Origin of the sequence: Seonamhaeicola maritimus (genome assembly GCF_008056315.1) — a bacterium.
Lineage (GTDB): Bacteria > Bacteroidota > Bacteroidia > Flavobacteriales > Flavobacteriaceae > Seonamhaeicola > Seonamhaeicola maritimus.
The window spans coordinates 305,544-330,447 of sequence record NZ_VRKQ01000018.1 but is presented as its reverse complement, the minus strand read 5'-3'; the positions used below and the strand labels follow the sequence as shown (position 1 = coordinate 330,447).

Annotated in this window: 20 protein-coding genes; 13 read left to right on the top strand and 7 right to left on the bottom strand. The window is 33.1% G+C overall.

The genetic code is table 11. The features are described from left to right. The 4 genes from FUA22_RS16340 to FUA22_RS16325 all read right to left on the bottom strand — a co-directional run bounded on the left by FUA22_RS16340 (position 1) and on the right by FUA22_RS16325 (position 3,104). Entirely contained in the window at positions 1-1,590 is a 1,590-nt protein-coding gene (locus tag FUA22_RS16340) for a PAS domain-containing sensor histidine kinase (protein ID WP_147769660.1), read from the bottom strand. Then, the gene (locus FUA22_RS16335; RefSeq protein WP_147769659.1) at positions 1,590-2,129 is read right to left on the bottom strand and encodes a heme NO-binding domain-containing protein; all 540 of its coding nucleotides are present in this window, start codon (positions 2,127-2,129) and stop codon (positions 1,590-1,592) included. The genes FUA22_RS16340 and FUA22_RS16335 overlap by 1 nt, the downstream gene beginning before the upstream one ends. Continuing rightward, entirely contained in the window at positions 2,130-2,543 is a 414-nt protein-coding gene (locus FUA22_RS16330; RefSeq protein ID WP_147769658.1) for a response regulator, read from the bottom strand. 180 nt (positions 2,544-2,723) lie between these two features. Continuing rightward, positions 2,724-3,104 carry an Hsp20/alpha crystallin family protein gene (locus FUA22_RS16325; protein ID WP_147769657.1) on the bottom strand — a complete coding sequence of 127 codons (381 nt, stop codon included), beginning with the start codon at positions 3,102-3,104 and terminating at the stop codon, positions 2,724-2,726. 381 nt (positions 3,105-3,485) lie between these two features. Between FUA22_RS16325 and FUA22_RS16320 the strand changes: the two genes are divergently transcribed. Further along, positions 3,486-6,626 carry a WD40/YVTN/BNR-like repeat-containing protein gene (locus FUA22_RS16320; protein ID WP_147769656.1) on the top strand — a complete coding sequence of 1,047 codons (3,141 nt, stop codon included), beginning with the start codon at positions 3,486-3,488 and terminating at the stop codon, positions 6,624-6,626. A 21-nt stretch (positions 6,627-6,647) separates the two neighbouring features. On the opposite strand, the gene FUA22_RS16315 is transcribed toward FUA22_RS16320, so the two are convergent. Continuing rightward, a complete protein-coding gene (locus FUA22_RS16315; protein ID WP_147769655.1) occupies positions 6,648-8,540 on the bottom strand; it encodes a hypothetical protein in 1,893 nt (630 codons plus the stop codon). 173 nt (positions 8,541-8,713) lie between these two features. Between FUA22_RS16315 and FUA22_RS16310 the strand changes: the two genes are divergently transcribed. The 12 genes from FUA22_RS16310 (at position 8,714) to FUA22_RS16255 (ending at position 19,941) form a co-directional block, all read left to right on the top strand. Beyond that, on the top strand, positions 8,714-10,957 hold the full coding sequence (locus tag FUA22_RS16310) for a molybdopterin-containing oxidoreductase family protein (protein WP_147769654.1): 2,244 nt from the start codon (positions 8,714-8,716) through the stop codon (positions 10,955-10,957). Next, a complete protein-coding gene (locus FUA22_RS16305) occupies positions 10,954-11,487 on the top strand; it encodes a 4Fe-4S dicluster domain-containing protein (RefSeq protein ID WP_147769653.1) in 534 nt (177 codons plus the stop codon). The genes FUA22_RS16310 and FUA22_RS16305 overlap by 4 nt, the downstream gene beginning before the upstream one ends. A 10-nt stretch (positions 11,488-11,497) precedes the next feature. After that, the gene (nrfD, locus tag FUA22_RS16300; RefSeq protein ID WP_147769652.1) at positions 11,498-12,439 is read left to right on the top strand and encodes an NrfD/PsrC family molybdoenzyme membrane anchor subunit; all 942 of its coding nucleotides are present in this window, start codon (positions 11,498-11,500) and stop codon (positions 12,437-12,439) included. A gap of 7 nt (positions 12,440-12,446) precedes the next feature. Next, positions 12,447-12,974 (top strand): YeeE/YedE thiosulfate transporter family protein, encoded by a 528-nt coding sequence (locus tag FUA22_RS16295; protein WP_147769651.1) that lies wholly within the window; start codon positions 12,447-12,449, stop codon positions 12,972-12,974. Positions 12,975-12,993: 19 nt separating this feature from the next. After that, the gene (locus FUA22_RS16290) at positions 12,994-13,584 is read left to right on the top strand and encodes a YeeE/YedE thiosulfate transporter family protein (protein ID WP_147769650.1); all 591 of its coding nucleotides are present in this window, start codon (positions 12,994-12,996) and stop codon (positions 13,582-13,584) included. A gap of 16 nt (positions 13,585-13,600) precedes the next feature. Beyond that, positions 13,601-14,281, top strand: coding sequence for a rhodanese-like domain-containing protein (locus FUA22_RS16285; protein WP_147769649.1), 681 nt, complete (start codon positions 13,601-13,603; stop codon positions 14,279-14,281). A 24-nt stretch (positions 14,282-14,305) separates the two neighbouring features. Next, on the top strand, positions 14,306-14,938 hold the full coding sequence (locus FUA22_RS16280; RefSeq protein WP_147769648.1) for a rhodanese-like domain-containing protein: 633 nt from the start codon (positions 14,306-14,308) through the stop codon (positions 14,936-14,938). Between the two features lie 67 nt (positions 14,939-15,005). Beyond that, on the top strand, positions 15,006-15,656 hold the full coding sequence (locus tag FUA22_RS16275; RefSeq protein WP_147769647.1) for a Crp/Fnr family transcriptional regulator: 651 nt from the start codon (positions 15,006-15,008) through the stop codon (positions 15,654-15,656). A 369-nt stretch (positions 15,657-16,025) separates the two neighbouring features. Continuing rightward, a complete protein-coding gene (locus tag FUA22_RS16270; protein WP_147769646.1) occupies positions 16,026-17,012 on the top strand; it encodes a rhodanese-like domain-containing protein in 987 nt (328 codons plus the stop codon). Between the two features lie 27 nt (positions 17,013-17,039). Continuing rightward, the gene (locus tag FUA22_RS18500) at positions 17,040-18,062 is read left to right on the top strand and encodes a rhodanese-like domain-containing protein (RefSeq protein ID WP_170309953.1); all 1,023 of its coding nucleotides are present in this window, start codon (positions 17,040-17,042) and stop codon (positions 18,060-18,062) included. Between the two features lie 37 nt (positions 18,063-18,099). Beyond that, on the top strand, positions 18,100-19,167 hold the full coding sequence (locus FUA22_RS16260) for a porin (RefSeq protein WP_147769645.1): 1,068 nt from the start codon (positions 18,100-18,102) through the stop codon (positions 19,165-19,167). Positions 19,168-19,281: 114 nt separating this feature from the next. Further along, a complete protein-coding gene (locus tag FUA22_RS16255) occupies positions 19,282-19,941 on the top strand; it encodes a Crp/Fnr family transcriptional regulator (protein WP_147769644.1) in 660 nt (219 codons plus the stop codon). 5 nt (positions 19,942-19,946) lie between these two features. Here FUA22_RS16255 and FUA22_RS16250 read toward each other — a convergent pair whose 3' ends face one another. Together FUA22_RS16250 and FUA22_RS16245 are read right to left on the bottom strand one after the other, a co-directional pair. Beyond that, complete coding sequence (locus FUA22_RS16250) at positions 19,947-21,383, bottom strand: rubredoxin (protein ID WP_147769643.1); 1,437 nt, start codon at positions 21,381-21,383, stop codon at positions 19,947-19,949. Further along, positions 21,383-24,904, bottom strand: a complete 3,522-nt coding sequence (locus FUA22_RS16245) for a nitrate reductase (protein WP_147769642.1) — start codon at positions 24,902-24,904, stop codon at positions 21,383-21,385. The genes FUA22_RS16250 and FUA22_RS16245 overlap by 1 nt, the downstream gene beginning before the upstream one ends.

Sequence of the window (24,904 nt, the reverse complement as noted above, 5' to 3'; positions counted from 1 at the left end):
TTATTTTTTAAGTGTAAAAAAGAAGGTAGAACCGGTTCCTAAACTACTTTCTAACCAAAGATCACCTTCATGTAAATCGACAATTTTTTTTACAATAGATAATCCAATACCTGAAGAGTCTTTACTTTTATTTAGATAATTAAATATTTTAAATATTTTCTCATGATGCTTTTCTTCAATTCCAATACCATTATCTTTAACAGAAAACTCATAATGTTGATCTAACTCCCGGCAATTAACTTCTATAAAACCTTCTGCTTTATCACAATATTTAATGGCGTTACCAATTAAATTTTGAAACAGTTGCTCTAATTTAGTTTTGTCTCCATTAATAATTGGTAATTCGGTATTTGCCTTTAAAGAAATATGTTCTGGCAGATATATAGTTTCTTTTATTTCTAATAAAACATCATTTAAATTAACAGGCTGATTTGACTGCGTTTCTTCACCAAGACTTGAATAGCTAAGAATATTTGAAATAAGTTGTTCCATTTTCTCTAAAGTAGATTCTATGAGACCAAAGTTTTTTAAACTTATTTCATCCAATTTTCCGAAATTATCTTCTTTCAACCAACTCACTAAAGCATTTATACTTCTTAATGGTGATTTTAAATCATGAGAGACAACATGAGCATATTCATGTAATTCATTATTACTTTTTTCAAGATCAATAAGTAATTTTTCCTTTTGCTCTTGTAATTTTTTAAAAGCGGTAATATCCAAATGAATACCTATTGAACCAATTACTTTTCCTTCTAAATTATAATTTGGTGCCCCACTAACCAGCCAATATCTAATTTCACCAAGCTTGTTTTTAATTTTTAACTCGTAAGAATTTGAATCTCCTTTTTGGCGTTTTAAATTTTCGTTTTTAATAATCTCAGCAACCTCACTATCAAGAAATAGGTCACTTGCTACTTTACCCAAAAGTTCATCTTGGGCATATCCAGACATTTCACAAAAACTTGAATTGCATAATAAAATTTCATCATCATTATTAACCTCCAATAAACCTAAGTTCATGTTGGCTGTAATAGCCCGATACTTTTCTCTTTCAGCCTCCAAACTTTTTTGATACTTATTATCTTGAGTAATATCCCTCAATATGCCTTGTGCAGCAACAGCAATACCCTTATCATAAATAATGCTGGCATTTACATGCACAAGTTTTATATCATTTTTGTTTGTTTTTATGTTAATTTTAAAATCTTTAATAGAACCTTCTTTCTGTAAGGATTTAAACGATTGAGAAACATAATCAATATCTTCTGGAAGTACCATATTCATAAGATTCCCGTCAGATTTATCAGATTCAAAATCGAATAAATGAGCAGCAGTAGCATTCATTTTTAAAATGTTTCCTGCTATATCAATAATAACATAGGCATCAACAATATTTTCAAAAACACCTTGAAGTTGAGAGTCTGTTTTTGTTAATTCAGACTCCACTTCCTTATACAATTCTTCTATTTTTTTCTTTGAATAATAGAGCTCTGTAGATTTTTGTTCTAAAATTTTTTCGGCAGCTTTTCTTGCCTTTTTTTCTCGTTTAAGAGCACGCTCTAATATGTCAATTCTATCTTGACTCATTAATTTTTATTGATAATAAACTTTACCTCAGTACCATCATTTTTTATTTTTTCCAAAACTATGGAAGCAGTTGTATTAAAGTGCTGAAAGGTTTTGTTCATTAAACCTAAACCAAAATGATGCATTGCTCTACTCGATTTATAAATCATAATTAGAGAATCATCTGTTTTTTCTACAAGCTCAAATGTTGGTAACTCTGCATCTGGATAAATTTTAATTACCTCTACATGAATATGATTTTCAATAGAAGCTAACATTTCTATCGGATCTGAATACATTTCAAAAAATAACGGATAACTTTTTTCTAAAACTGAAAAAAAATGCTCCGCATATACTAAGAGTAAATCATCAATGGCAATACCCGTATTTGAACTTAAATTTTTTAATAATTTAAGCATCTCAGAAAAGTCATATGTTCCTACTGAAGTGTAGGCACCACCAGACTGCAATTCAGATTGTTCTATGATTCTATCAACCATTTCTATACCAAACTTATCTTCAACTAAATCTAAGAATTCCGTAAATACAATACCTTTCATTTATATTTTTATTAATTCGTTAATACTCCAATAAGACAAAATATTTTCAATTTTAAAGACATAATCCTCATATTTTAAAGGTTTTAAAACATAACCAGCAATGCCAATTTTAAAACATTCTAATAAATCTCTTTTATTATTTGATGTTGTTAAAATAATGGTAGGTAAATACCTTAAATTATCATCATCTTTTAAGATTTTTAAAAACTCAAGGCCATTAATTTTTGGCATATTTAAATCTAATAAAATTATATCTGGAAGATCGTCCTTATTTTTTAAAACCTCCAAGGCTTCCTCACCATTATTAGCTTCAACAATTTTATGATGGAGTTGTAACGAAGATATAGCTCTATTCAACTTCATTACTTCTATCATATCATCCTCAATAAGCAAGATTTTCAAACAATTATTCATTTAATTTTTTTTAAGTGTGAAAATAGAACAAATCTATGTTTTAAATGATAAGTGTTCGATTAATTCAAATTAAGTATAGGTAAGATACGATTAAGTGTCGACGAATGGTATTATATAAAATAAGACATACACCCATTCAACCACTAGATAGAGATTCATGAATTCAAATTATATTGACTACTAAATTTTAAACAAATCAAAAGACAAAACCTCATCTTTATAGGCCACAGAGATCTCTTTTTTAATAAGTTTATTAGGCAAAGGAATAATTTTTTTAAAATAAGCAGAAGGATAACAATATGAATGCTTTAAGCTTTTAACCACATCTGGCATCATACATTTACTTTTATCTGTTGTTAAAACAAGGTGGTTTCCACTTATATAAAAGTTAAAATCGTCTTTAATATAACCAGGTATTTTTAATTCATAGTGAAAACCAGTTTCACTTTCCTGAATTGAAAAATTGTCTGTTTCTAATTTACTGGGCGCTTTAACATTTGATGCATGAGTAGTTTTATATCTGCGTCTTTTGTAAAAAGGTGTGCTGATAGCTGGTGTCATAATTTTACTGAGGGAATAAATTAACTATTAAATGACAATTAAAATAGAGTAGAATTCACCAAAACAACTTAGAAAAAAGCCTAATTTGGAATATTTTTCTATCTAGCAGAAGATCAATTAAATTTACGTCAAAAATCTGAATTGGGCAATATAAATTTTTTGTTTGGTAACTGTTTTTCAAAACAAAATGAAAAATAAAATAATGATAGTTTATAAAATTAATTTCAGAATAATGAGCTTATAATTTTAGAAGTCTTATAAAATTTACAATAGCATTTATTAATCCATCCATTTTCATTTATCCATTCTAGCTAAAAGCACTGTACTATAGATAAATTAGTTTAATTTTTAGGTATATTTGAGAAAACCAATCCAATAAATATGAAGAAGATTATTCCCTTCAGTATTATTTTATTTTTTTCAATATCCATATTTTCCCAAGAAACTGAAACATACTTTAAATCTTTGAAATTCAGGAATATAGGCCCTTTTCAAGGAGGTCGATCAGTTGCAGTAAGCGGAACTTCCTCTGACCCTTTTACTTATTATATGGGCTCTACGGGTGGTGGATTATGGAAAACAGTTGATGCTGGTCAAAGTTGGAAAAATATTTCAGACACTTTTTTTAAAACAGGTTCTGTAGGAGCTGTAGCCGTATCCGAGTCTAATCCAAATATTGTGTATTGTGGCATGGGAGAACATGCTGTTAGAGCAGTAATGACATCTTATGGAGATGGAGTTTATAAATCAACGGACGCAGGAAAGACATGGAAAAAAATTGGTCTTGATAAAACACAACATATTTCAAGAATTGTAATTCACCCAACTAATCCGAATATTGTTTATGTAGCCGCTCAAGGTGCTCTTTACGGACCATCAAAAGAGCGAGGTATTTATAAATCTATTGATGGCGGAAAAACATGGAACAATGTACTCTTTATTAATGAATTAACTGGGTGTAGTGAAATATCGTTAGATGTAAATTTCCCTGAGATTATTTATGCTGCAATGTGGCACCATCAAAGAAAACCTTGGAAGATTATTAGTGGAGGCTCTGGTAGCGGATTGTATAAGTCTGTTGATGGTGGCGAGACATGGAAGCCTATTAACAAGGGAATCCCCAAAGAAAAAGGTAAAACAGCTATTTCCGTTTGTCCTTCAAACTCTAGCAAAGTATATGCCCTAATTGAAAGTGATACTAATAAAGATTTAGGCGGTTTATTTGTTTCTTCTGATGCCGGTGAAAAGTGGACAAAAGTTAGTGGTGATAATAGATTAACTCAACGCGCTTGGTATTACACAGAGGTTTTTACTGACCCAAATAATGATAATGTAGTTTATGTATTAAGTGCACCAGCATTAAAATCTATAGATGGTGGTAAAAATTGGACCAAGTTAAGTGGAACTCACACAGATTTTCATGATTTATGGATTAATCCAAATAACTCCAAGAATATGGTGATTGCGAATGATGGAGGTGCTGGCATTTCTTTTAATTCTGGCAAATCATGGTCTACTCAATCTAATATGCCAATTGCGCAAATTTATCGTTTAAATGCGGACAACCTATTCCCTTATAATATATATGGTGGACAACAAGATTTTCCTTCTTTAAAAATATCAAGTCTTTCTTATGGCAATCCTTCTATTACTGAAAGTGATTGGTCTAATTCTGCTGGTGGTGAAAGTGCCTTTTTAGCCTTCGATCCAGATAACCCAAAATACGTTATGGGCGGGAGTTATTTAGGCTCTATTAATGTTCTCAATACAGAATCGAATACTAGAACTAAAGTAATGGCTGCTCCAATTCAATATTTAGGTGAAGAAGCCAGAAATATGAAATATCTTTACAATTGGAATGCTCCCATATTAAAATCCAAACATAATACAAATACATTCTATCATTGTGCTCAATTAGTATTAGAGACTAAAGATATGGGGAGCACATGGAAAGAAATCTCAAAAGATTTAACTCGTAACCTTAATGAGAAACAGGGAAAAGGTGGTGGCCCATACACCAATGAAGCCGTTGGAGGAGAAAACTACGGAACTATAAGTTACATGGCAGAAGCTCCCCAAGAGAAGGGCGTTTTCTATACTGGTAGTGATGATGGTTTAGTTCATCTCTCAAGAGATAATGGAAATACTTGGATTAACATCACTCCTAAAGACTTAAAAGAATGCTTAATTAATGCTATTGAAATATCCACTCATAATCAGGGAACGGCCTATATAGCCACAACAAGATTCAAGTTTAATGACCACACACCTGCCATTTACAAAACAACAGATTATGGAAAAAGCTGGAAAAATATAAGCTCTAATATTCCTTATGGTGCTTTCACTAGAGTAATTAGAGAAAGTCCTACTCAAAAAGATTTACTTTTTTGTGGAACCGAAAAAGGTGTTTTTATTTCGTGGGATGGTGGACAAAATTGGAAGTCCTTTCAATTAAATTTACCCATTACACCTATAACTGATTTAAAAATCCATAAAGGAGACCTGATAGTAGCAACCTCTGGTAGAGGAATCTGGATTCTTGATGATTTAACCATTTTATCTCAATACAAAGGTAAAACAGGAAGTCTAAAACTATATAAACCTAAGAATGCGTACAGAGGTTATTGGGGAAGTCAATTAAACAATAATAACAATAAATTTAAAGGGATGAGTACCTTTAGTGGGGTGAATCCAGCTAACGGAGTGGTTATTTATTATGAACTTCCAAAATTTAAAGATTCCACTCATATTAAATTAGAAATTAAAAATAGTTCAGGTGAGCTAATAAGGTTTTTTACGTCAAAGAAAGACTCTTTATTTAAGAAATATGAAGGAGGACCTCCTACTCCTTCTAAACTCGACAAAAAAGAAGGTTTAAACAGAATTGTTTGGGATATGAGACATAAAACCATGCCCGGTGTTCAAAACGTTTATATTGAAGGAAGTTATAAGGGCCATTTGGTTTCGCCAGATATCTATCATATAACTTTGAAAATTGGAGATTCGATTTCTTCTAACAGTGTAGTCAAAATTGTTGAAACGCCCTTCCATAGATTCAGTAGAGATAATTATAAAGCCTATGATTCTTTTATGGCTGAAATGGAGCAAAATTTAACTGATATGCATAAATACACTAATTTAATTTTTGATTTAAAAAGGCAGTTAAATGAAACTATTACTTTTTTGAAAAAGACTCCTGAAAATAAAGAATTAATCACAGAAGCAACTAACCTTGTTAAAAAGCTGAAAAAATGGGATGACGAAATGGTTCAACGTAAGTCTAAAGCTTATGATGATGTTGAAAATTTTCAAAATAAATTTACCGCTAATTATTTATTTTTAATTAACCAATCAGAGAACATCTTGCCATTAATAAACCAATCATCTAGAGACAGAAAAGAGGAGCTTGATAAGAAATGGATTATGTTAAAAGAGCAAGCAAAAACTTTAATAAAAGAAGATATTCCTGATTATAATAAAGAACTTTGGGATAAAGGTATTGGAGCTATAAAAGTTAAATAGACCAAAATCTTTTTGTAAAATTTAATCGAATGGAAGAAAACAATCAGAGGTGATATTATTTAAAACCAAATCTAACCCAAACTCCAAAGTTTGCCTGATGGTTTCAGAAGCATCTTCATGACATTGCAAGCATGCCCCGACTAATAGCATTCGTTTTTGCTCTTCAACCGTAAAAGGTCTAAAATCATGTCTAGTTGAATTATTTTTATTAATATAAACTGTTTCCAAAAATGGTATCCATGCATCTTCTGGTAAATTATCATGACTGTTTAAAGCGTATTCTGGTGTAAAAACCCACTTCCCCTTTTTATCCTTCATCTCATATTCTAAAACACCTTTACCATACCCTAAAGCTGCCGGATTGGAATGACATGACTTACAATCTCTAACCTCTTTTGTTGTTGTATGCGGAGAGTTTGGAGCATACAGCCTGTGAAATTTCATCACCTCATCTTCTGATTTGTTTGAAAAACTAGACATATCAATTGTCATAATCATTCCCGGAACAGCTGGTTCAATAACTTTACCTTCTTTATTTTCACGTACACCCATCGCAGGTAAAGAAGATGAAAATTCTGCTACATATTCTTTCCATTGCCCTTTTACATACCTTTTATCTAATAAGTCATAGGCACGTGGTTCTAAACTATCAAATTCATTATGACATCCAATACAACGCGAAGTCCATGAAGAGTGACAAGTTGAACAACTCACATTTTTATGAACATTATCTCTTGAACATATATCAGACTGAGGGTTTAAACTATGTAAACCACCATCTTTTTTACTTATTAAATAGGCATCCCCAATAGAGTCAACAAATGTATTCACTAAAGGGTGTCCACTCTTTTTCACAGCTATCATTTCATTATCCTGATGCTGATAATCTCTATGTAAAAAGACTAAAGAACTTTCTTGGTCTAAAGAATCATAAGGAATAGTATTAGGTTTATCTCTAAAGTGACAATCAGCGCACTGAATTTTTACAGCTTGCTCTTCATGGGAGTAAGATTTACCATCTCCCATTACTTCATGCGAAGAATGACAATCTATACATAATAGGCCTTTGGTGTGATGTACATCTGGCTGCAAGTTTTTATAAACACGCTTGTCATCTAAAACCGTATAACCTAAACTGTCCTTAACTTCAACTTCATCTAATAAGGTTTCTTGCAAACCTATATAATTAGTAGAAATTCTGCTAGAACGACTGTGGCATCCAAAACAATGCGTATCATTTACAAAAATATCTGTGGATGGGTGAAATTTAGGAAATTCATTTTTATTTGAAGTAATATACTTTTGTAAATCCTCCTTCGCTTTCTCCGAATAATTTAAATGACAAGCATTACAGCCTCCTCCTCTACTTAATTGATTAATCTCTCCATAAGTAACTTTTTCTGCACCTAAATGACAATTAGCACATAAATCTCTCAAATGCTTATCAGAAGCTGAATGTTTTAAATCTTTAATATGGTAATGATAATCTAAACTATCAGCCTCCCCAAAAACAAACCTATCTACTGCAACAATACCACTATTCGTAGTCATTAATGAGTTTTCAACCTTGTGGAGCTCATCAGCATGACATTTTCCACAAGTCTCTTTAGCGTTAGACAAGTTTCCAGGAATTAAGACCATGCCTTTGTGTGCTTCGTCTTTGTCATTAGATAGAATATTTCCTAAATGACAACTTGCACATCCAATAGATTCCGGATTATGATATTCTGAATATCCTTTGGTGTTCTGGTGACATTGTAAACAAGATTCATCTGAAGTATATGAAATGTCTTCATTTTTATTTTCGTAAATACCTTTTGGTGCAAACCACTGCGTGTTCCGAGCAAAAAATAATAATGCAATTATTAAAAAAACTAAAGCAAAAATAGCCTTCGAATATATCTTACTCTTCATCAATTAATTAGTTATTCAAATTTACAATAAATATAAACCATAAGCCCTAAAACCCTTGATATAGTTGGGGTGAATGTAACATTTGTTACATTTAAAATGCTGATTTTATGACATTTATCATAATCCCAACTAATATTAGGCAATACTTTTATCCAGAATAACACATAGTGTATATGAGTACCTCAAGAAGAAAATTTATTAAAATTTCAGCACTTGGTTTAGGCGGTGTTGTTGCCTCAACTTCAGCCTTAAATTTTGTTGGTTCAAAATCCTATTTGAATGAACTAGTTGCGCAAAATGTTATAAAGAAATTAAAAAAGACTGCAACATATTGTGAAGTTTGTTTTTGGAAGTGTGCTGCCTGGACTTATTCTGATGAACAAGGAAATATTAAAAAAATAATTGGTAATGAAACAGACCCGCATTGTTATGGACGCCTATGCCCTAGAGGAACTGGTGGTGTGGGTATGTATTCTGATGAAGACCGATTAAAAACACCCTTAATTAGAACCATTGTAGATGGTGAAGAAACTTTTAAAGAAGTTAGTTGGGATGAGGCTTTAGACTTAATTGCTTCTAAATTTAAACAGATTAAAAGCTCCTATGGGGCAGAATCTATTGCTTTATTAAAACACGGTTCACCAGGGAAACATTTGGAACACTTGTTTAAAGCTTTTGGCTCTGACACCATTGCGGAACCCGCCTATGCCCAATGTAGAGGGGCTCGTGAAGCTGGTTTTGCTTTAACTTATGGGTCTTGGGTTGGATCACCAGAACCTACAGATATAAGAGATACTAAATGCTTGGTACTAATAGGTTCTCATATTGGTGAGAATATGCATAATACCCAAGTTCAAGAGATGTCTGAAGCTATAGACAATGGGGCTACCATCATTACCGTAGACCCTAGGTTCTCAACTGCAGCAAGTAAATCTAAACATTGGTTGGCCATTAAACCTGCAACAGATATTGCACTTATGCTAGCATGGATGAATGTTTTAATTGAAGAAGGTTTATATGATGAAGACTATGTAAAGAGATATACCACAGGATTTAACGAGCTAAAAGACCATGTTTTAAACTTCACGCCCGAGTGGGCGTATGGTATTACAACTATTAAACCAGAAGAAATAAGAAAGACCGCCAGAGCCATGGCAAATGCTGCTCCATCGGTTATAGTACATCCAGGACGCCATGTTAGTTGGTATGGAGACGATACACAACGGGCAAGAACAGTGGCTATTCTTAATGCATTATTAGGTTCTTGGGGACGCCGTGGTGGTTTCTATTTTAAAGAAAGTATTAAAGTACCTAAATTCCCTTCTCCAAAGTATCCACATCCAAAATGGGATTGGAAGAATATCTGCGAAAAATACCCAATGGCTCAAATGGGAATTACAACAGAAGTTATAAGAGCAGCCATACCTAATAAAGAGAATAAATATCCTGTAAAAGCTATGATGGTTGCAGGTACAAATATTACGAAATCAATTCCTGAAAAAGAATTGCTTGAAAAGGCCATGAACGAAATGGAATTTATTGTTGTCATGGACACCATGCCAATGGATGTTACAGGTTATGCTGATGTAGTCTTACCAGAGTGTACTTATTTAGAGCGTTATGATGGTATTCGTTCCGCAACAAACAGAACACCTTCTATTGCGGTTCGTGTTCCTGCAGTACAACCAAAATACAATTCTAAACCAGGTTGGTGGGTTGCGAAACAAATTGGTGAACGTTTAGGCTTGGGTGACTATTTCAATTACAATGATTATAAAGAAGTTATAGAATGGCAGTTAGAGCAAATGGGAACATCATTAGAGGAAATGAATAAAATTGGGGTTAAACATTACCCAAGAAAATCTGGTCCTTTATATTTAAAAGAAGGTGAAAACTACGAATTCCCAACCGAAAGTGGTAAGATTGAATTGTATTCTAAAGAATTGAAAAATCTTGGATTCGACCCGTTACCAAATTACACAAAACACCCTGAACCTCCACAAGGTTTTTACAGGCTAAATTATGGTAGAGCACCTATGCATACATTTAGTAGAACTGCCAACAATCCTAATCTTAACGATTTAAAAAGTGAAAACAACTTATGGGTCAACCCAAAAGTAGCCAGAATAATTGGTTTAAGAAACGGGCAAGAAGTGTGGCTGCGTAATCAAGATAAAATCACTTCAACTTTTGGAATAAAAGTTAGGGTTACAGAACGCGTTAGATGGGATTCTGTTTACATGGTTCATGGGTTTGGACACGATAATAAAAAATTAAGTCGCGCCTTTGGAAAAGGAATCAACGATACGCAAATGATTTCTAAAACAATGGTAGACCCCATAATGGGTGGAACCGGAATGCGGGGGAATTTTGTTGAAATATTAACCGAAGATCCTCACAAAACATTAGAAGTATGAGATATGCAATGGTTATAGACACATTAAAATGTGTAGGATGTAGTGACTGCGTAGTTGCTTGTCAAACAGAAAATAATGTCCCTATAGGATATTGTAGAGATTGGATCACAGAAACTGTAAATGGAGCCTATCCTAATATTGAATTAGAACTAAAATCTGAGCGTTGTAATCATTGTGAAAATGCACCATGCGTCAGGTGTTGTCCAACGGGAGCAAGTCATATTATTGATGGAGGCATTGTTTTAGTTACTCCTAACGAGTGTATAGGTTGTGGTGCATGTATAGAGTCTTGTCCATATGATGCACGGTATCAACATCCTGATGGTTATGTAGACAAATGTACATTCTGTCACCACCGATTGGAAAAAGGACAACTACCAGCTTGTGTTTCTGTTTGTCCAACTAAGTGCATGTATTTTGGAGATTTAGACAATCCAAACAGTGAAGTGTCTAAACTACTAAAGAATAGAAAATATAAGACATTAGCTCCTGAAGCAGGGACTAAACCACATGTATATTATTTAATATAAAATTATAATTATGCAAGAAGAATTATTTACAAGCGGAAGAAACATTCCTAATATAGATCCTTCATTAGAAGTATGGCATTGGCCAATTTCCGTATATCTATTCTTAGGTGGTCTAGCGGCAGGAATATTACTCTTTGCCGGTGTTATTACCATTCTTGGTAAAGACAAAGAGTACCCAACTACAGTAAAATATGCGTCTATGGTCCCTCCAATAGCCTTAACATTAGGGCTATTAGCTTTAGTTTATGATTTAACAAACCCCTTGTACACATGGCAATTATATACAACAATAAGATTAGAATCACCAATGTCTTGGGGAGCATGGGTACTTCTAGTAACAACACCTTTATCTTTTTTATGGGTATTTAGTTATTTCTCTGAACTATTCCCAAAATGGAATTTACGATTTGATTTTCTAAAAACCTTTATGAAGTTTCTCAAAAGAAATAGAAAAAATATGGCCTATGCCTTAGTGCCTCTATCAATAATATTAGGTGTTTATACCGGAATTTTATTGTCAGCATTTAACGCAAGACCTTTATGGAATAATGCCATTTTAGGGCCACTATTCTTAACATCAGGATTATCTACTGGAGCCGCTACCATAATATTATTAGCTAAAACAGCAAAAGAAAGACATCTTTTTAGCAAGATAGATTTGGCACTTATCATAATAGAATTAGGTCTTATTGTACATATGCTTATGGGAATGTACGCTGGATCTCAAGTTCAATTAGATGCTATGAACTTATTAATTGGAGGTGAATTCACCTTAATGTTTTTTGGCTTTGTTGTAATTCTTGGGTTGATAATACCTGGAATCCTTGAAGCATTAGAAATTAAAGGCTATAAAGTACCAGTAGCTATACCGGCAATCCTCGTCTTGATTGGAGGGTTAATTTTCAGATTTGTAATGGTTGAGGCGGGACAATTAACTAGATACCTCTATTAAAAACGCTATGAAAAATAAAACACAAAACAGACATATTTATTGGAATCCATATTTTGGAGGATTCCTTTTAGGAATATTAATAATATTCACTTTCTACATCACTGGTAGAGGCTTAGGCGCAAGTGGTGCCATGAAAAGTAGCGTAGTTACCATTGTAGACGATGTTTCTCATGAACATGCAGAAAAAAGTGCGTATTACAGCAAATTTATTTCTGGTGACAAATCACCAATGAACAACTGGATTGTTTTTGAAACCTTAGGAGTTCTTATAGGGGCTTTTATCTCTGGAAGTATATCTGGCAGAATTGGTTGGAGGGTACAGCACTCGCCAAAAATTACAAGAAGACGCAGATTAATATTTGCTTTTGGTGGAGGTATTCTATTCGGAATTGGTGCTCAAATAGCTAGAGGATGTACAAGTGGCGCCGCATTAAGTGGTATGGCTGTTTTATCTACCGGAGGTTTTATTACTATGCTTGCCATATTTGGTACAGCCTACTTATTTGCTTATTTCTTTAGAAAAAACTGGATTTAATTATTAAAAAAACAAATTTATGGGACCACTAATTCCTTACGATATAATACCTTTTGAATGGAGCAGCATTATAGCCATAATAATTGGTCTATGCTTTGGATTCATTTTAGAAGCCTCAGGGTTTTCTTCTTCAAGAAAACTTGCCGGTGTATTTTATGGGTATGATTTTGCCGTATTTAAAGTATTTTTTACTGCTGCTATAGTATCTCTTATAGGTCTTTTATATATGGATTATTTAGGGCACATAGATATTAGCATGCTTTATATCCATCCTACATATTTATGGGGCGCTATCATTGGTGGAGCAATAATGGGTATTGGATTTATTGCAGGTGGATTTTGTCCTGGCACTAGTTTATCAGCAGTAGCCATAGGGAAAATAGACGCCATAATTAATGTTTTAGGTATTATGGTTGGCGTATTTATTTTTTCAGAATTATACCCACTTTTCGAGCCCATATATAATGGTTATTTCTACGGTAACATTACACTAGAAGACTCCTTAGGTATAAACCCCTACTGGTTTGTATTTATATTAACCATAGTTGCTATCATCATGTTTGCAGTAACGGATATGATTAGAAAACGTGTAAAAAAAGTATTTTACTAACTAATAACTTACAAAAATGGTAAATAGAAAATTAGTTAAATTTTTATCATTACGATACAAAATACTGGCATTCATATTTATTGTGCTGGCAGGTGGTTTAGTATTGTTACCAAAACATGAAAAGCAAGAAGGTATCAGTCCTGAAAAACTATTAGCCAATACTATTAACCCTGAGAGATATATTTCTACCGATGCTCTTGCTGAAAAAATGATTAATCAAGACCCATCTTTATTATTAATTGATGTTAGAAACGAAAGTGATTATAAAAAATATACACTTACTAACGCCATAAACATTCCATTAAAAAATATTTTAGATGAAGAATCTGAACCTTATTTAAATCAAGATGCCTATGACGTTATTCTTTTTTCAAATGACCATTTTCATGCAGACCAAGCTTGGATACTGTGTACCAGATTAGGTTACAAAAACCTTCATGTATTAAATGGAGGAATTAACAGTTGGTATAATACAATAATCAATCCTAAAATGCCTACAGAAGATATGGCTCATACAGAATTTGAACTGTATGCTTTCAGAAAGGCAGCCAGCATGTATTTTGGTGTAGCCTATCCAGAAAAAGTAAAAAAAGCAACAGTCATAAAACCGGTTACAAAACCATCTATTACTGCAGCTCCTAAAAAAGTTATTGTAAAGAAAAAGAAGAAAAAATTGCCAATAGAAGGTGGTTGCTAATATTCATATTCTAAAAGAACTACGATGAAAGAATTAGAAAAAACTAAACGTTTATCAATTGCAGCAGTATTAACCATTCTTGTAATTCTCATTGCGCTTTTATCATATAAAAGGCCTGAACATTTGTATACTGTAAATACGCAAGACACCCTAGAAAAAGTAGTTAATAACAACTATTTAATTACCCTAGAAGATCTTAACCAAGAAAACCATGTTTTAGTAGATGTGAGAAATTCATTTGATTTTAATAAAGGGCATCTAGATAATGCTATCAATATAACCTCACCAGAAATTCTGGAAGATGACAATTCAAGAATTATAAATAAAATAAAGGAAGAGAATAAAACAATTGTTCTATACGGTAACACCCCAAATGAAACCACATTACCATATCTACTATTATCACAATTAGGGTATGATAATTTGAAAATACTAACAGTCAAAAATAGTTACAATCAAAATAAACTCATCACAGAGAATTTTGTTATTGAAAATAATGCAACTGATATAGACGCCTTTATTCAAGAATCTGTAAAGAATAAGGAGGCAGCTATGAAAAAGCTAAAAGCTAGGGCCATACCAAAAGTACAGCCTACACCAAAAAAGGTGATACCAGTTAAAAAGAAAAAGAAAATGCCTATTGAAGGTGGTTGTTAGATTATTAGGCTAGAACGTATACTCTGTTTCTAAAATTAGAATTTCAATTGTTTGAAATCAAATCAATATGAAAAATAAAGCGCTTTTAAAAGCACAACTTATGGCTTGCTTTTCTGATGTTTTTGAAACACCATTAATCAATGAAATAGCTGAACATAGTCTGCATAGATTCTATAACAAAGGAGATATTGTAGTTGATTTAGACATGGAAATGACACACATTCCTATTATCATAAATGGACTAGTAAAAGTTACAAGAGAAGACATTCATGAAAATGAAATATTACTTTACTTTTTAGAAGAAGGTGACACCTGTGCGTGCTCTATTATTAATTGTATTAGTAAACAAAAGAGCATAATTAGAGCCACAACCGAAGTTAGAGCTGAAATCATTGAATTTCCAGTAAATAAAATTGAGGAATGGATGATTAAATATAAATCCTGGCGCGTTTATGTTATTGATAGTTATCATCATAGATTGGAAGAACTCTTGGTTGTTATAAAAAATTTAGCCTTCAAAAATTTGGATAATCGCTTGTATGCATATCTTTCTCATCAAGCTAAAATTAGACACACAGAAGATTTATCAATCACCCATAGAGAAATTGCAACCGATTTGAATACTTCCAGAGTTGTTATTTCAAGAATTCTAAAAGTGTTAGACCAAAAAGGAAAAATAAAACTTTCAAGACACAATATCCATGTTTTTGGTTCTTGAAATGTTTAGTAGGAAATTCTAAAATCTGACGTTTTCACTTACCGCTTTTCTTACCGAATCTCACTCCAATTTTCGAGCTTTCTTCAAGTTAGAAATTTACATTAAACCAAAGGAATAAAAAACGGCTTATCCTTCCCTATTTATCTAATCAATAAAATATTTAACTAATTGTTATTCAGTGTATTAATTAAACATTATTAGTCAATTACCATTGGTAACATTTGTTACATAAAAATGTGACAAATGATACTGAGTATACTGATTATGTATTACTTAAAGATGATAAAAATCATATAAAACCATTGCCTTCAAATATAATTTTAAAGTCAATAAACCTAGTTAATTATTTGAATTATAAACACTTATATTATGAAAAAGTCTTCAATATTTTTAATTGCAATTTTCGCGTCAGCAGCTGTTCTTTTTAGCAGTTTTACGAGCGTTGATAATTCCAATTTAAACCCACCTAATGAATTCGAGACTCTGGTAAATTACCTTGAAGCAAATGGTAATTTCATTAACGGAGAATTACCAATTATGATGGCAGATGAGGTTAAGAAAAACCTTAAAAATCCTAAATACCATATAATAGATATTAGAAATGATAGTTGGTTCGAATACGGACACATCAAAGGAGCCGCAAATGTACAATCTGCTGATCTTCTCACCTATTTTGGCAATACTATTACACCTTCTGAATTTGAAAAAATTATACTAGTATGTTATTCTGGTCAATCGGCTGCGTATTACTCAAGTTTATTAAGAATAGCGGGGTATAATAATGTATACAGCATGAAATGGGGCATGAGTTCATGGAGACAAGATTTTGCCGAAAATTCTTGGTTAAAAAACGTTAAGAATGATTTTGCAGACCAATTAGAAACTACTGAAAACAAGAAACCAGAAAAGGGTGCTCACCCAACTTTAGATACTGGACAAAACGAAGCAAAAGAAATACTAATGACAAGATTAGAAACCTTGTTTGCAACGCCTTATAGAGACTTCATTGTAAAATCTCCAGAGGTATTTGAAAATCCTAGCAATTATTTCATTGTTAACTATTTAGACCAAGAAAACTATAATAGTGGTCATATTCCTCAAGCCGTTCATTACACGCCTAACAATTCATTATCAATAACAACAGATTTATTGACCTTACCTACAGATAAAAAGGTAGTTGTTTACGATAGCACTGGCCAAAAAGCCGCTTATGTAATAGCCTATTTAAATGTATTAGGGTACCAAACTGGAAACCTTTCTTATGGTGAAAATGGCTTTATGAATTCAGTTTTAAAAGAAAAAGGTTGGGACGCTTTCACAAAAAAAGAAATTAACATGTTCCCTGTAATAGAATAAAAACCAAATAACATTAAATATAATATCATGAAAAAAATAGCTTTATTATTAATCGGATTATTTTTAGTACCAACACTTTTCCTGACATCCTGTGACAAAGGTGATGAACCTGGAGAAGGAACCGTTGTTCAGCCATCATTTGATCTTATGAAAGATTATATGGTAACTAACGGCTTAGACATTTCAAAAATTCTTAAAAATTCTGACAACGAAAAATTTGTTGCTGGTCCTCCGGCAGACGCAGGTGCAGCTTTAGACGCCTTTTTGGCAAAATATTATATCATAGATATAAGAGATGCCGGAACTTTTAGCGCTGGCCATATAGCAGGTGCAAAAAATGTTCCCTTTGCAAATATTTTAACAGAGGCTCCAAATGCAGGTTCTAAGCCAATTTTAATAGTATGTTTCTCTGGACAAACAGCGTGTTATGCAACTGCCCTTTTACGTTTGTATGGATACAAACATACACAAGCCTTGAAATGGGGAATGTCTGGTTGGAACCCTGCAACTGCAGTAGGTTCTTGGGATAAAAAAATAGGAGCCGATGAGGCCGAAAATCATGCTAATTGGACTTCTAATCCAGCTCCAAATAATATGGTATTCTCAGATCCTAAAATAACTACTTCTGGAAGTACAGGTGAAGCCATTCTTAAGAAAAGAGTTGAAGATGCCGTAGCTGCAGGATTTGGCGCCGCAGTGGTAAGTGGAACAGATGTTTTAAACAGTCCTGGTAGTTACTTTATCAATAATTATTTCAGTGAAGGTGATTATTCTGCTTTTGGTCATATAGATGGTGCTTATAGAATTTTACCATTAACTCTAGCAGGAAATGAATATAAAAATTTAGATCCTGATGCAACCGTTGTTACTTATTGTTATACAGGTCAAACTTCAGCAGTTATGTCAGCATGTTTAAGAGTATTAGGATATGATGCTAAATCATTAACCTACGGAATGAATGGTTTATACAATACTAATCCTGCTTGGGACAATACAGTTAATAAATGGGGTGGTGATTCAGGACCAAAAAATTTACCATTAGTTCAATAGAACACTCACAACACATTTAATATTCAAAACAAATATTATGAATAAACGTTTTTTATTATTGTTTGCTTTAATTACTATATTTTCAGTAAACAATACATTTTCACAAGGTTGTGAAGGTGATGAACCAGTAGCATCAGCATCAGGAGAAGTAGATCCATATAAACCAATATTATTTGGGTATCTACAGTCTCAATATGACTACAATTTTGATGGTGATGAAAATGAAAACTCTTTCAAATTTAAAAGAGCTAGAATAGGTGTAAGAGGAAAGGTTGATGAAAAATTCTCATACTACTTCATGCTTGAAGCTAGCCCTTTTATAGGGGGTGATGACCAAGAAGAAGTCTATTTAATGGATGCATTTGTAACTTATAATGCAGATAATTGGGCAAGAATATCTGCTGGTACTTACAAACAACCATTCGGATTAGAACTTGTAACACCTTGCCATATGTTAACTACTATTGAGAGATCTGTGGTAATAGATCAACTAGTTGCGCCACAACGTGATTTCGGTCTGGCTGTTTTTGGTGGTAATAAATACAATAAATTCAATTATGCCGTAGCCTTAATGAATGGTAGAGGGTTAAAGTTTAAGGACAATAATTCTAAAAAAGATATCATTGCCAGAGCTACTTATAAAGTAACAAATTTCTTAACTGTAGGTGGAAACTTCAGACATGGTTACCCAAAATTAAATAACAATGAAGATTCAAGAACTACTTATGGTGGCGAATTTTTAGCAGAATTTGATAAATTTAAAATACAAGGTGAATATATTCATGACACTGGTGCTTATCAAGCAGGAACAGGTGGTGGTTGTGGTATAGAGCCAATAGACTTAGACGGTTTAACATCTGAAGGTGCATATATCATGGCTTCTTATGATGTTAACGAAAAGTTTCAACCCGTATTTAAATATGAGTATTTTGATCCGGATGTTGATGTTAAAAACAATATAGAGTATTTAGAAAGAATGACTTTAGGAGTTAATTACTTCTTTAGCAAAAAAGTTAGGCTTCAATTAAACTACCTAGCAAATATTGAAACTGTAGTTAATGTAGACAATGACGCTTTATTAGGGCAAATACAAGTTAAGTTCTAATAAATTAGTTAATTGATTTTGTAATTTTTAGTTTAGTTAATACCTCCTGACATTTGTCAGGAGGTATTGTTTTATAATTGGTTATCTTTATTTATTAATTTTTATTTAGATAAGGTGAACAATCAAGAATCTATATTAAAAGAAAAACTAAAAGATTACTATTCTGAAATTTTTGAAGATAAATTAATAGATGAAATAGTAAAAGTGGGCCATTTTGATAAGATTAAAAGTGGGGAGCTTTTAGTTGATATTGGTGAAGACATGACCCATATCCCTTTAATACTTAAAGGGGTTGTAAAAATAATGCGGCAGGAAAAAGAAGGTGATGAAATTGTTCTTTATTTTTTAGAACGTGGTGACACTTGTGCTATTTCATTTGTAAACTGTATAAACAAAAAGCAAAGTATTTTTAAAGGTATAGTAGAACGGGATATTGAAGCGGTTTTTCTACCCGTTGAATACATTGACGAATGGTTAGCCAAGTTTAAATCTTGGCGTCATTTCATTATTGATAGTTACCACTTTAGGTTAATTGAAATGGTAGAATCTATAGATAGTCTTGCTTTTTTAAAAATGAATACCAGAATATTAAAATACTTAACAGATAAGGTGAAAATTAACCATGATGTTGATATTGAAATTACACATCAAGAAATAGCAAATGACTTAAATACTTCAAGAGTTGTAATTACTAGAATTTTAAAGCAATTACATGATGATGGAAAAATATATTCAACAAGAAACAGTGTTAAGGTTTTAGAATTTTATGAATAAAACCACTACCCTATTTTAGCTAAGACCTTCTTCTCAAAACTGCTTTTTGGTGCTTCACAAATTGAACATTCATAAGTTTCAGGAAGGTTTTCAAAAGGCGTATTAGGCCCAACATCCTGAGTAATATCTCCATATGTTTCACTGTAAACCGTTAAGCAATCAGAACATTGATATACACTTTCTTCAAGAACTTCCGTTTGCCTAACTTGTACTTCCTCTTCATCTCTTTCATTACCTAACTGCTCAAAATACAATTTACTTAATTCCATTAATAATCCAGGTAGTTCTACCTTATCTACATCTTGTACATGCATTATGTACTCACCTGTATTTGGATCGAAGTTTTTGGCATATAGTAAGTTATAAGTATCTCTTATCTTAAAATCACCGATATTTTCAGGTTGCCTATTTTTTTCAACAACAATTGAGGTAAAATTATGAGTATCGCTGTCATAACTTGTTATCCCAAAAGTTAAACCATAGGTACTTATATCATTTTGATCAAAATTAGTAACGAGGTATTTTTTAAGATTTAAAGCATCCATATCATTTACCGGTACATGCCAATTCATCTCTAACATAGAGTGCCTTACATTGATACCGAACTTACCTAAAAGCTTTTCCCATTGCAATCGGGTTCTTTCTGGAATTCCTTTTACAATAAAAGATTTCCACGGTGTGATAGATATTTTACCAATTTTATTTTCCGAACACAAATCACACATAGCCTTTAAAAACTCAAGGTCATATCTGTTATTTCTCCAATATAAACCCAACCAATAGCGGTCTGTCCCAATACGATTCATCCCCTCGTAATAAGGAAAAGGGTAAAAAGGAACATCCAAAGGTGTATCAACTGTTCTGTTATTAGTATCTACGGCATCACTTACCAATTCAAAAACAGTCTCAATGGTTTCAGGCTCCTCAATTAAAATGCTCTCAATGGCCCTTTCAATCTTATCCATATCCCAACTAAAAATTAGTGCAGGATACATGCGTGTTTTTTTCCAACCTGGAAGTCTTACATATAAATACCAATAATCTTCATGCTCAGAAGCAATAAAGTTAACATTCCCTGTGAAAAGAGGCACCAGTCTTTGCTTTGGGTCAGTAACATTTATACGTAATATAGGTTTGTATTTAAACTGCTCTAAAATGTATAAATACTTGTCACTGGTAAGCCATGAGGTATTTGAAAGAATTTCAGCAGACACGTAAGATGATGCTATATTTTCTACCTTATCTCTTTTAGGCTTTACAAATTTTATTTTATCAAATTCGTTAAACTTGGCTTCATCAATTTTTTCGGGAAAAATAATATCTTGACGAGACCCAAAAGATATGGCATCTAAACCTAAGCCTTCGGCAGCTTCACAAATGTATTTTAATTCTCCGGGTGATAAAACACCCCCGTTTATCATTAATCTATAAGGCTCCTCCATTATGCTAACACTTTAGATTTATGAAGTATTTCTCTAACTTCAGTTTTACAACTTCCGCAGCCTAATCCTGCTCCTGTTTGTTTACATAATTCTGTAAAATCTGTACAACCCTTTGCAATGGCTTCCTCAACATTACCTTCACCTACTTGACTACAAGAACAAATTAATTTACCCAAAACAGGTTTATCATTTGCTGCACCGCGAAGCAAGGTATTACGCTTCTCAGACATTTCAATTTTGCTTTCAATCAATGTTTTGAATTCGGCAAATTCATTTTTGTCTCCCATTAAAACAGCTCCTACCAATAAATCATCTTTAACGATACACTTTTTGTAGTAACGCTTAGAAATATCTGTAAATACCACCTCTTCATAACTTAAATCATTCTCAGGTACATTAATGTCTCCTATACTACAAAGATTTAAATCATTGAATTTTAAAATGTTCATAAGAACAGAGCCATCGTAGGTACTACTAATATCACCTGCAATAAAGTTTGCTAAAATAGTAGCTTGTTCTTCAGCAGCTGATGTAATTCCGAATAATTGATTCTTAAATTCTGCTATTTCTCCAATGGCAAAAATATCTGGATTTGACGATTGTAAATGCTGATTTACAACAACGCCTCTTCTACAAGTGATGCCATTTTCTTTAGCAATTTCAATATTAGGAATGGTTCCAATAGCATAAACTATGGCATTGGCAGTAATCATTTTACCACTCTTTAAATTGATGTTCAATTCTCCTGTATCCTCATCATCAAACACTGTACTTACTTCATTATCAAAATAAATTTGAATACCTCTTTCTTGAACATCAAGGGCTAACAATTTACTAGAAACCTTATCTAACTGGCGCTCCATTAAACGTGAGGCACGCTGAACAATGGTAACCCTTACATTTTTATGTTTTAATGCTGCGGCCAATTCTAAACCTAGTAATCCACCACCAACAATAACAACATGCTGTTCTTCTGGCGGCAATCCGGTATCATCTAGGTAAGATTTAAACCTATCTGCATCCATTTTATTACGCATGGTAAAACGACCTGGTAAATCTATTTGAACATCTCTAGGAATAAAAGCTCTACTACCAGTGGCCATTATGAATTTGTCAAAACTATGCTTTACGCCATTGCTATCAGTAATAACCTTAGCTGCCTTATCAACTGTATTAATTAAAGTCTCAGGATGCAAATGAACATTTAGTTTTTCTAACTCCTTTTGCTTTATTTTAAGTAATTGTTCCCAACTTAATTCTTCGGTAACATACTCCGGAAGTAACACACGATTATAGAACAAGTTAGGTTCTTTTGAAAAAACATGAATTTCGTCTTGTTCATTATGCTCTCTATAATTTTGAATAAACCTGAAAGAAGCTGCTCCTGCACCAGCTATTACAATCTTTTCTTTTGGTTTTGTATATTTTGAAACAGATACCGTAGTGAACTTGAAATCTGGTTCCTTAGAAATAGGATCTACATGCGTGTTGGTAAGATTGTTTGCTCTATTTAAATCGTTTTGCAATTGCTTACCCCAATGCATTGGTAAAAATACCACACCTTTTTTAATGGTCTCAGTCACTTTAGCACGCACTCTTACCGAACCATTTTCGCTATGTATTTCGGTGATATCGCCATCCTTAATCTTATTTAAGTAGGCATCAACCGGATTGATCTCCAACACAGGTTTAGGATAATGCGTTTTTAACCGTGATACCTTACCTGTTTTTGTCATAGTATGCCACTGATCTCTTACACGTCCGGTTGTTAGAATAAGCGGGTAATCTGGCGTTGGTTGTATTGAGGTGTTTTCAGTGGTTGTGGCTATATTAAAAATAGCTTTTTTAGATGGTGTATAAAACACTTTATCTTGAAACAAACGTGGTGTACCCTCATGACGATATTCATTAACCGGCCATTGGAAGGTTCCTTCGTTTTTTAATCTATCATAGTTCAAATAAGACACATCAATATTAGTGCCTTTTGTCATGGCACAATATTCATCATATATTTCTTCAGAAGAACTGTAATTAAATCCTCTAAAGCCCATACGCTGTGCAAAATCACAAAAGATTTCAGCATCTGGTCTTGCTTCTCCAGGAGCATCAATTTCTTTAGGTAAATAGGAAATACGACGCTCTGAATTGGTCATAGTTCCTTCTTTCTCTAGCCAACCAGCTGCTGGTAACACCAAATCTGCATATTCAACCGTATCTGATTTATATGAAATATCCTGAACTACCACAAATTTGGCATTCTTCATGGCTTTTTCAATGCGATGCGTATTGGGTAAACTCACCAACGGATTGGTACAAGCAATCCAAACAGCCTTCATTTTACCAGATTCTAAAGCATCAAACATTTCTGTAGCTGTCAATCCAGGTTTTGGGTTAATTTCATCCACACCCCAAAATTGAGCTACTTCCCTTCTATGCTCTTCATTCATTAAATCTTTATGAACTGCTAAAAGGTTTGCCATTCCACCTACTTCTCTACCACCCATGGCATTAGGCTGTCCCGTTAAAGAAAACGGACCCGAACCAGGTTTTCCTACCTGACCAGTAATTAAAGAAAGGTTTAAAAGGGCTACGTTCTTATTAACACCAACCACACTTTGGTTAAGCCCCATAGCCCACATACTAATAAACCCTTTAGATAAGCCAATAATATCGGCTGCTTTCTTTATATCTTTTTCATCAATACCACATAATTTGGCAGCTTTACTAATTTTTGTAGCAAAAACTTGTTCTTTGTAAGCTGCGAAACCTTCAGTATAATTATTTATAAAATCTTCATCAATTAAACCACGTTCGTATAAACGTCTACCAATAGCATTATATAGAATTACATCAGTTCCTGGAAGGATTTGCAAATGCAAATCTGCAAAACTTGCTGTATCTGTCTTTCTTGGGTCTACAACTATAATTTGAACATCAGGATTCTCCTCTTTGTGCTTTTCTAACCTACGGAATAAAATAGGATGACACCAAGCAGGATTAGCTCCGGTAATTAAAAACGTATCTGCTAATTCAATATCTGCATAAGAAATAGGCACACTATCTTCTCCAAAAGCCTTTTTGTATCCCACTACCGCAGAACTCATACACAATCTGGAGTTGGTATCTATATTGTTTGTTCCCAAAAAGCCTTTGGTTAACTTATTGGCTATATAGTATTCTTCGGTTAAACTCTGACCCGACACATAAAAACCAACGCTATCCGGCCCGTGTTTCTTTATGATTGATTTAAAAACGCTTGCTGCTCTATCTAAACCATCATCCCAACTTACACGCTCACGTGGATGAGAACGACTCCATCGCATTTCGGGGTATAAAATTCTATCGGAAGTATCATTAACAACATAATGCAGATTTCTACCTTTAGAACACAGCATTCCTTTGTTCACAGGGTGGTATTTATCGCCTTCAACAATAACCTTGTTATTATTATCTTTTTTAACGATGATACCACAACCTACGCCACAATACGAACATGTTGTCTTTACTTCATTCTTAACCAT

What these genes read in the sequence shown, in the direction of transcription:
- FUA22_RS16340 (WP_147769660.1), bottom strand. Translation starts at nt 1,590, where the DNA reads ATGAGTCAAGATAGAATTGACATATTAGAGCGTGCTCTTAAACGAGAA.
- FUA22_RS16335 (WP_147769659.1), bottom strand. Translation starts at nt 2,129, where the DNA reads ATGAAAGGTATTGTATTTACGGAATTCTTAGATTTAGTTGAAGATAAG.
- FUA22_RS16330 (WP_147769658.1), bottom strand. Translation starts at nt 2,543, where the DNA reads ATGAATAATTGTTTGAAAATCTTGCTTATTGAGGATGATATGATAGAA.
- FUA22_RS16325 (WP_147769657.1), bottom strand. Translation starts at nt 3,104, where the DNA reads ATGACACCAGCTATCAGCACACCTTTTTACAAAAGACGCAGATATAAA.
- FUA22_RS16320 (WP_147769656.1), top strand. Translation starts at nt 3,486, where the DNA reads ATGAAGAAGATTATTCCCTTCAGTATTATTTTATTTTTTTCAATATCC.
- FUA22_RS16315 (WP_147769655.1), bottom strand. Translation starts at nt 8,540, where the DNA reads ATGAAGAGTAAGATATATTCGAAGGCTATTTTTGCTTTAGTTTTTTTA.
- FUA22_RS16310 (WP_147769654.1), top strand. Translation starts at nt 8,714, where the DNA reads ATGAGTACCTCAAGAAGAAAATTTATTAAAATTTCAGCACTTGGTTTA.
- FUA22_RS16305 (WP_147769653.1), top strand. Translation starts at nt 10,954, where the DNA reads ATGAGATATGCAATGGTTATAGACACATTAAAATGTGTAGGATGTAGT.
- nrfD (WP_147769652.1), top strand. Translation starts at nt 11,498, where the DNA reads ATGCAAGAAGAATTATTTACAAGCGGAAGAAACATTCCTAATATAGAT.
- FUA22_RS16295 (WP_147769651.1), top strand. Translation starts at nt 12,447, where the DNA reads ATGAAAAATAAAACACAAAACAGACATATTTATTGGAATCCATATTTT.
- FUA22_RS16290 (WP_147769650.1), top strand. Translation starts at nt 12,994, where the DNA reads ATGGGACCACTAATTCCTTACGATATAATACCTTTTGAATGGAGCAGC.
- FUA22_RS16285 (WP_147769649.1), top strand. Translation starts at nt 13,601, where the DNA reads ATGGTAAATAGAAAATTAGTTAAATTTTTATCATTACGATACAAAATA.
- FUA22_RS16280 (WP_147769648.1), top strand. Translation starts at nt 14,306, where the DNA reads ATGAAAGAATTAGAAAAAACTAAACGTTTATCAATTGCAGCAGTATTA.
- FUA22_RS16275 (WP_147769647.1), top strand. Translation starts at nt 15,006, where the DNA reads ATGAAAAATAAAGCGCTTTTAAAAGCACAACTTATGGCTTGCTTTTCT.
- FUA22_RS16270 (WP_147769646.1), top strand. Translation starts at nt 16,026, where the DNA reads ATGAAAAAGTCTTCAATATTTTTAATTGCAATTTTCGCGTCAGCAGCT.
- FUA22_RS18500 (WP_170309953.1), top strand. Translation starts at nt 17,040, where the DNA reads ATGAAAAAAATAGCTTTATTATTAATCGGATTATTTTTAGTACCAACA.
- FUA22_RS16260 (WP_147769645.1), top strand. Translation starts at nt 18,100, where the DNA reads ATGAATAAACGTTTTTTATTATTGTTTGCTTTAATTACTATATTTTCA.
- FUA22_RS16250 (WP_147769643.1), bottom strand. Translation starts at nt 21,383, where the DNA reads ATGGAGGAGCCTTATAGATTAATGATAAACGGGGGTGTTTTATCACCC.
- FUA22_RS16245 (WP_147769642.1), bottom strand. Translation starts at nt 24,904, where the DNA reads ATGGTTAAGAATGAAGTAAAGACAACATGTTCGTATTGTGGCGTAGGT.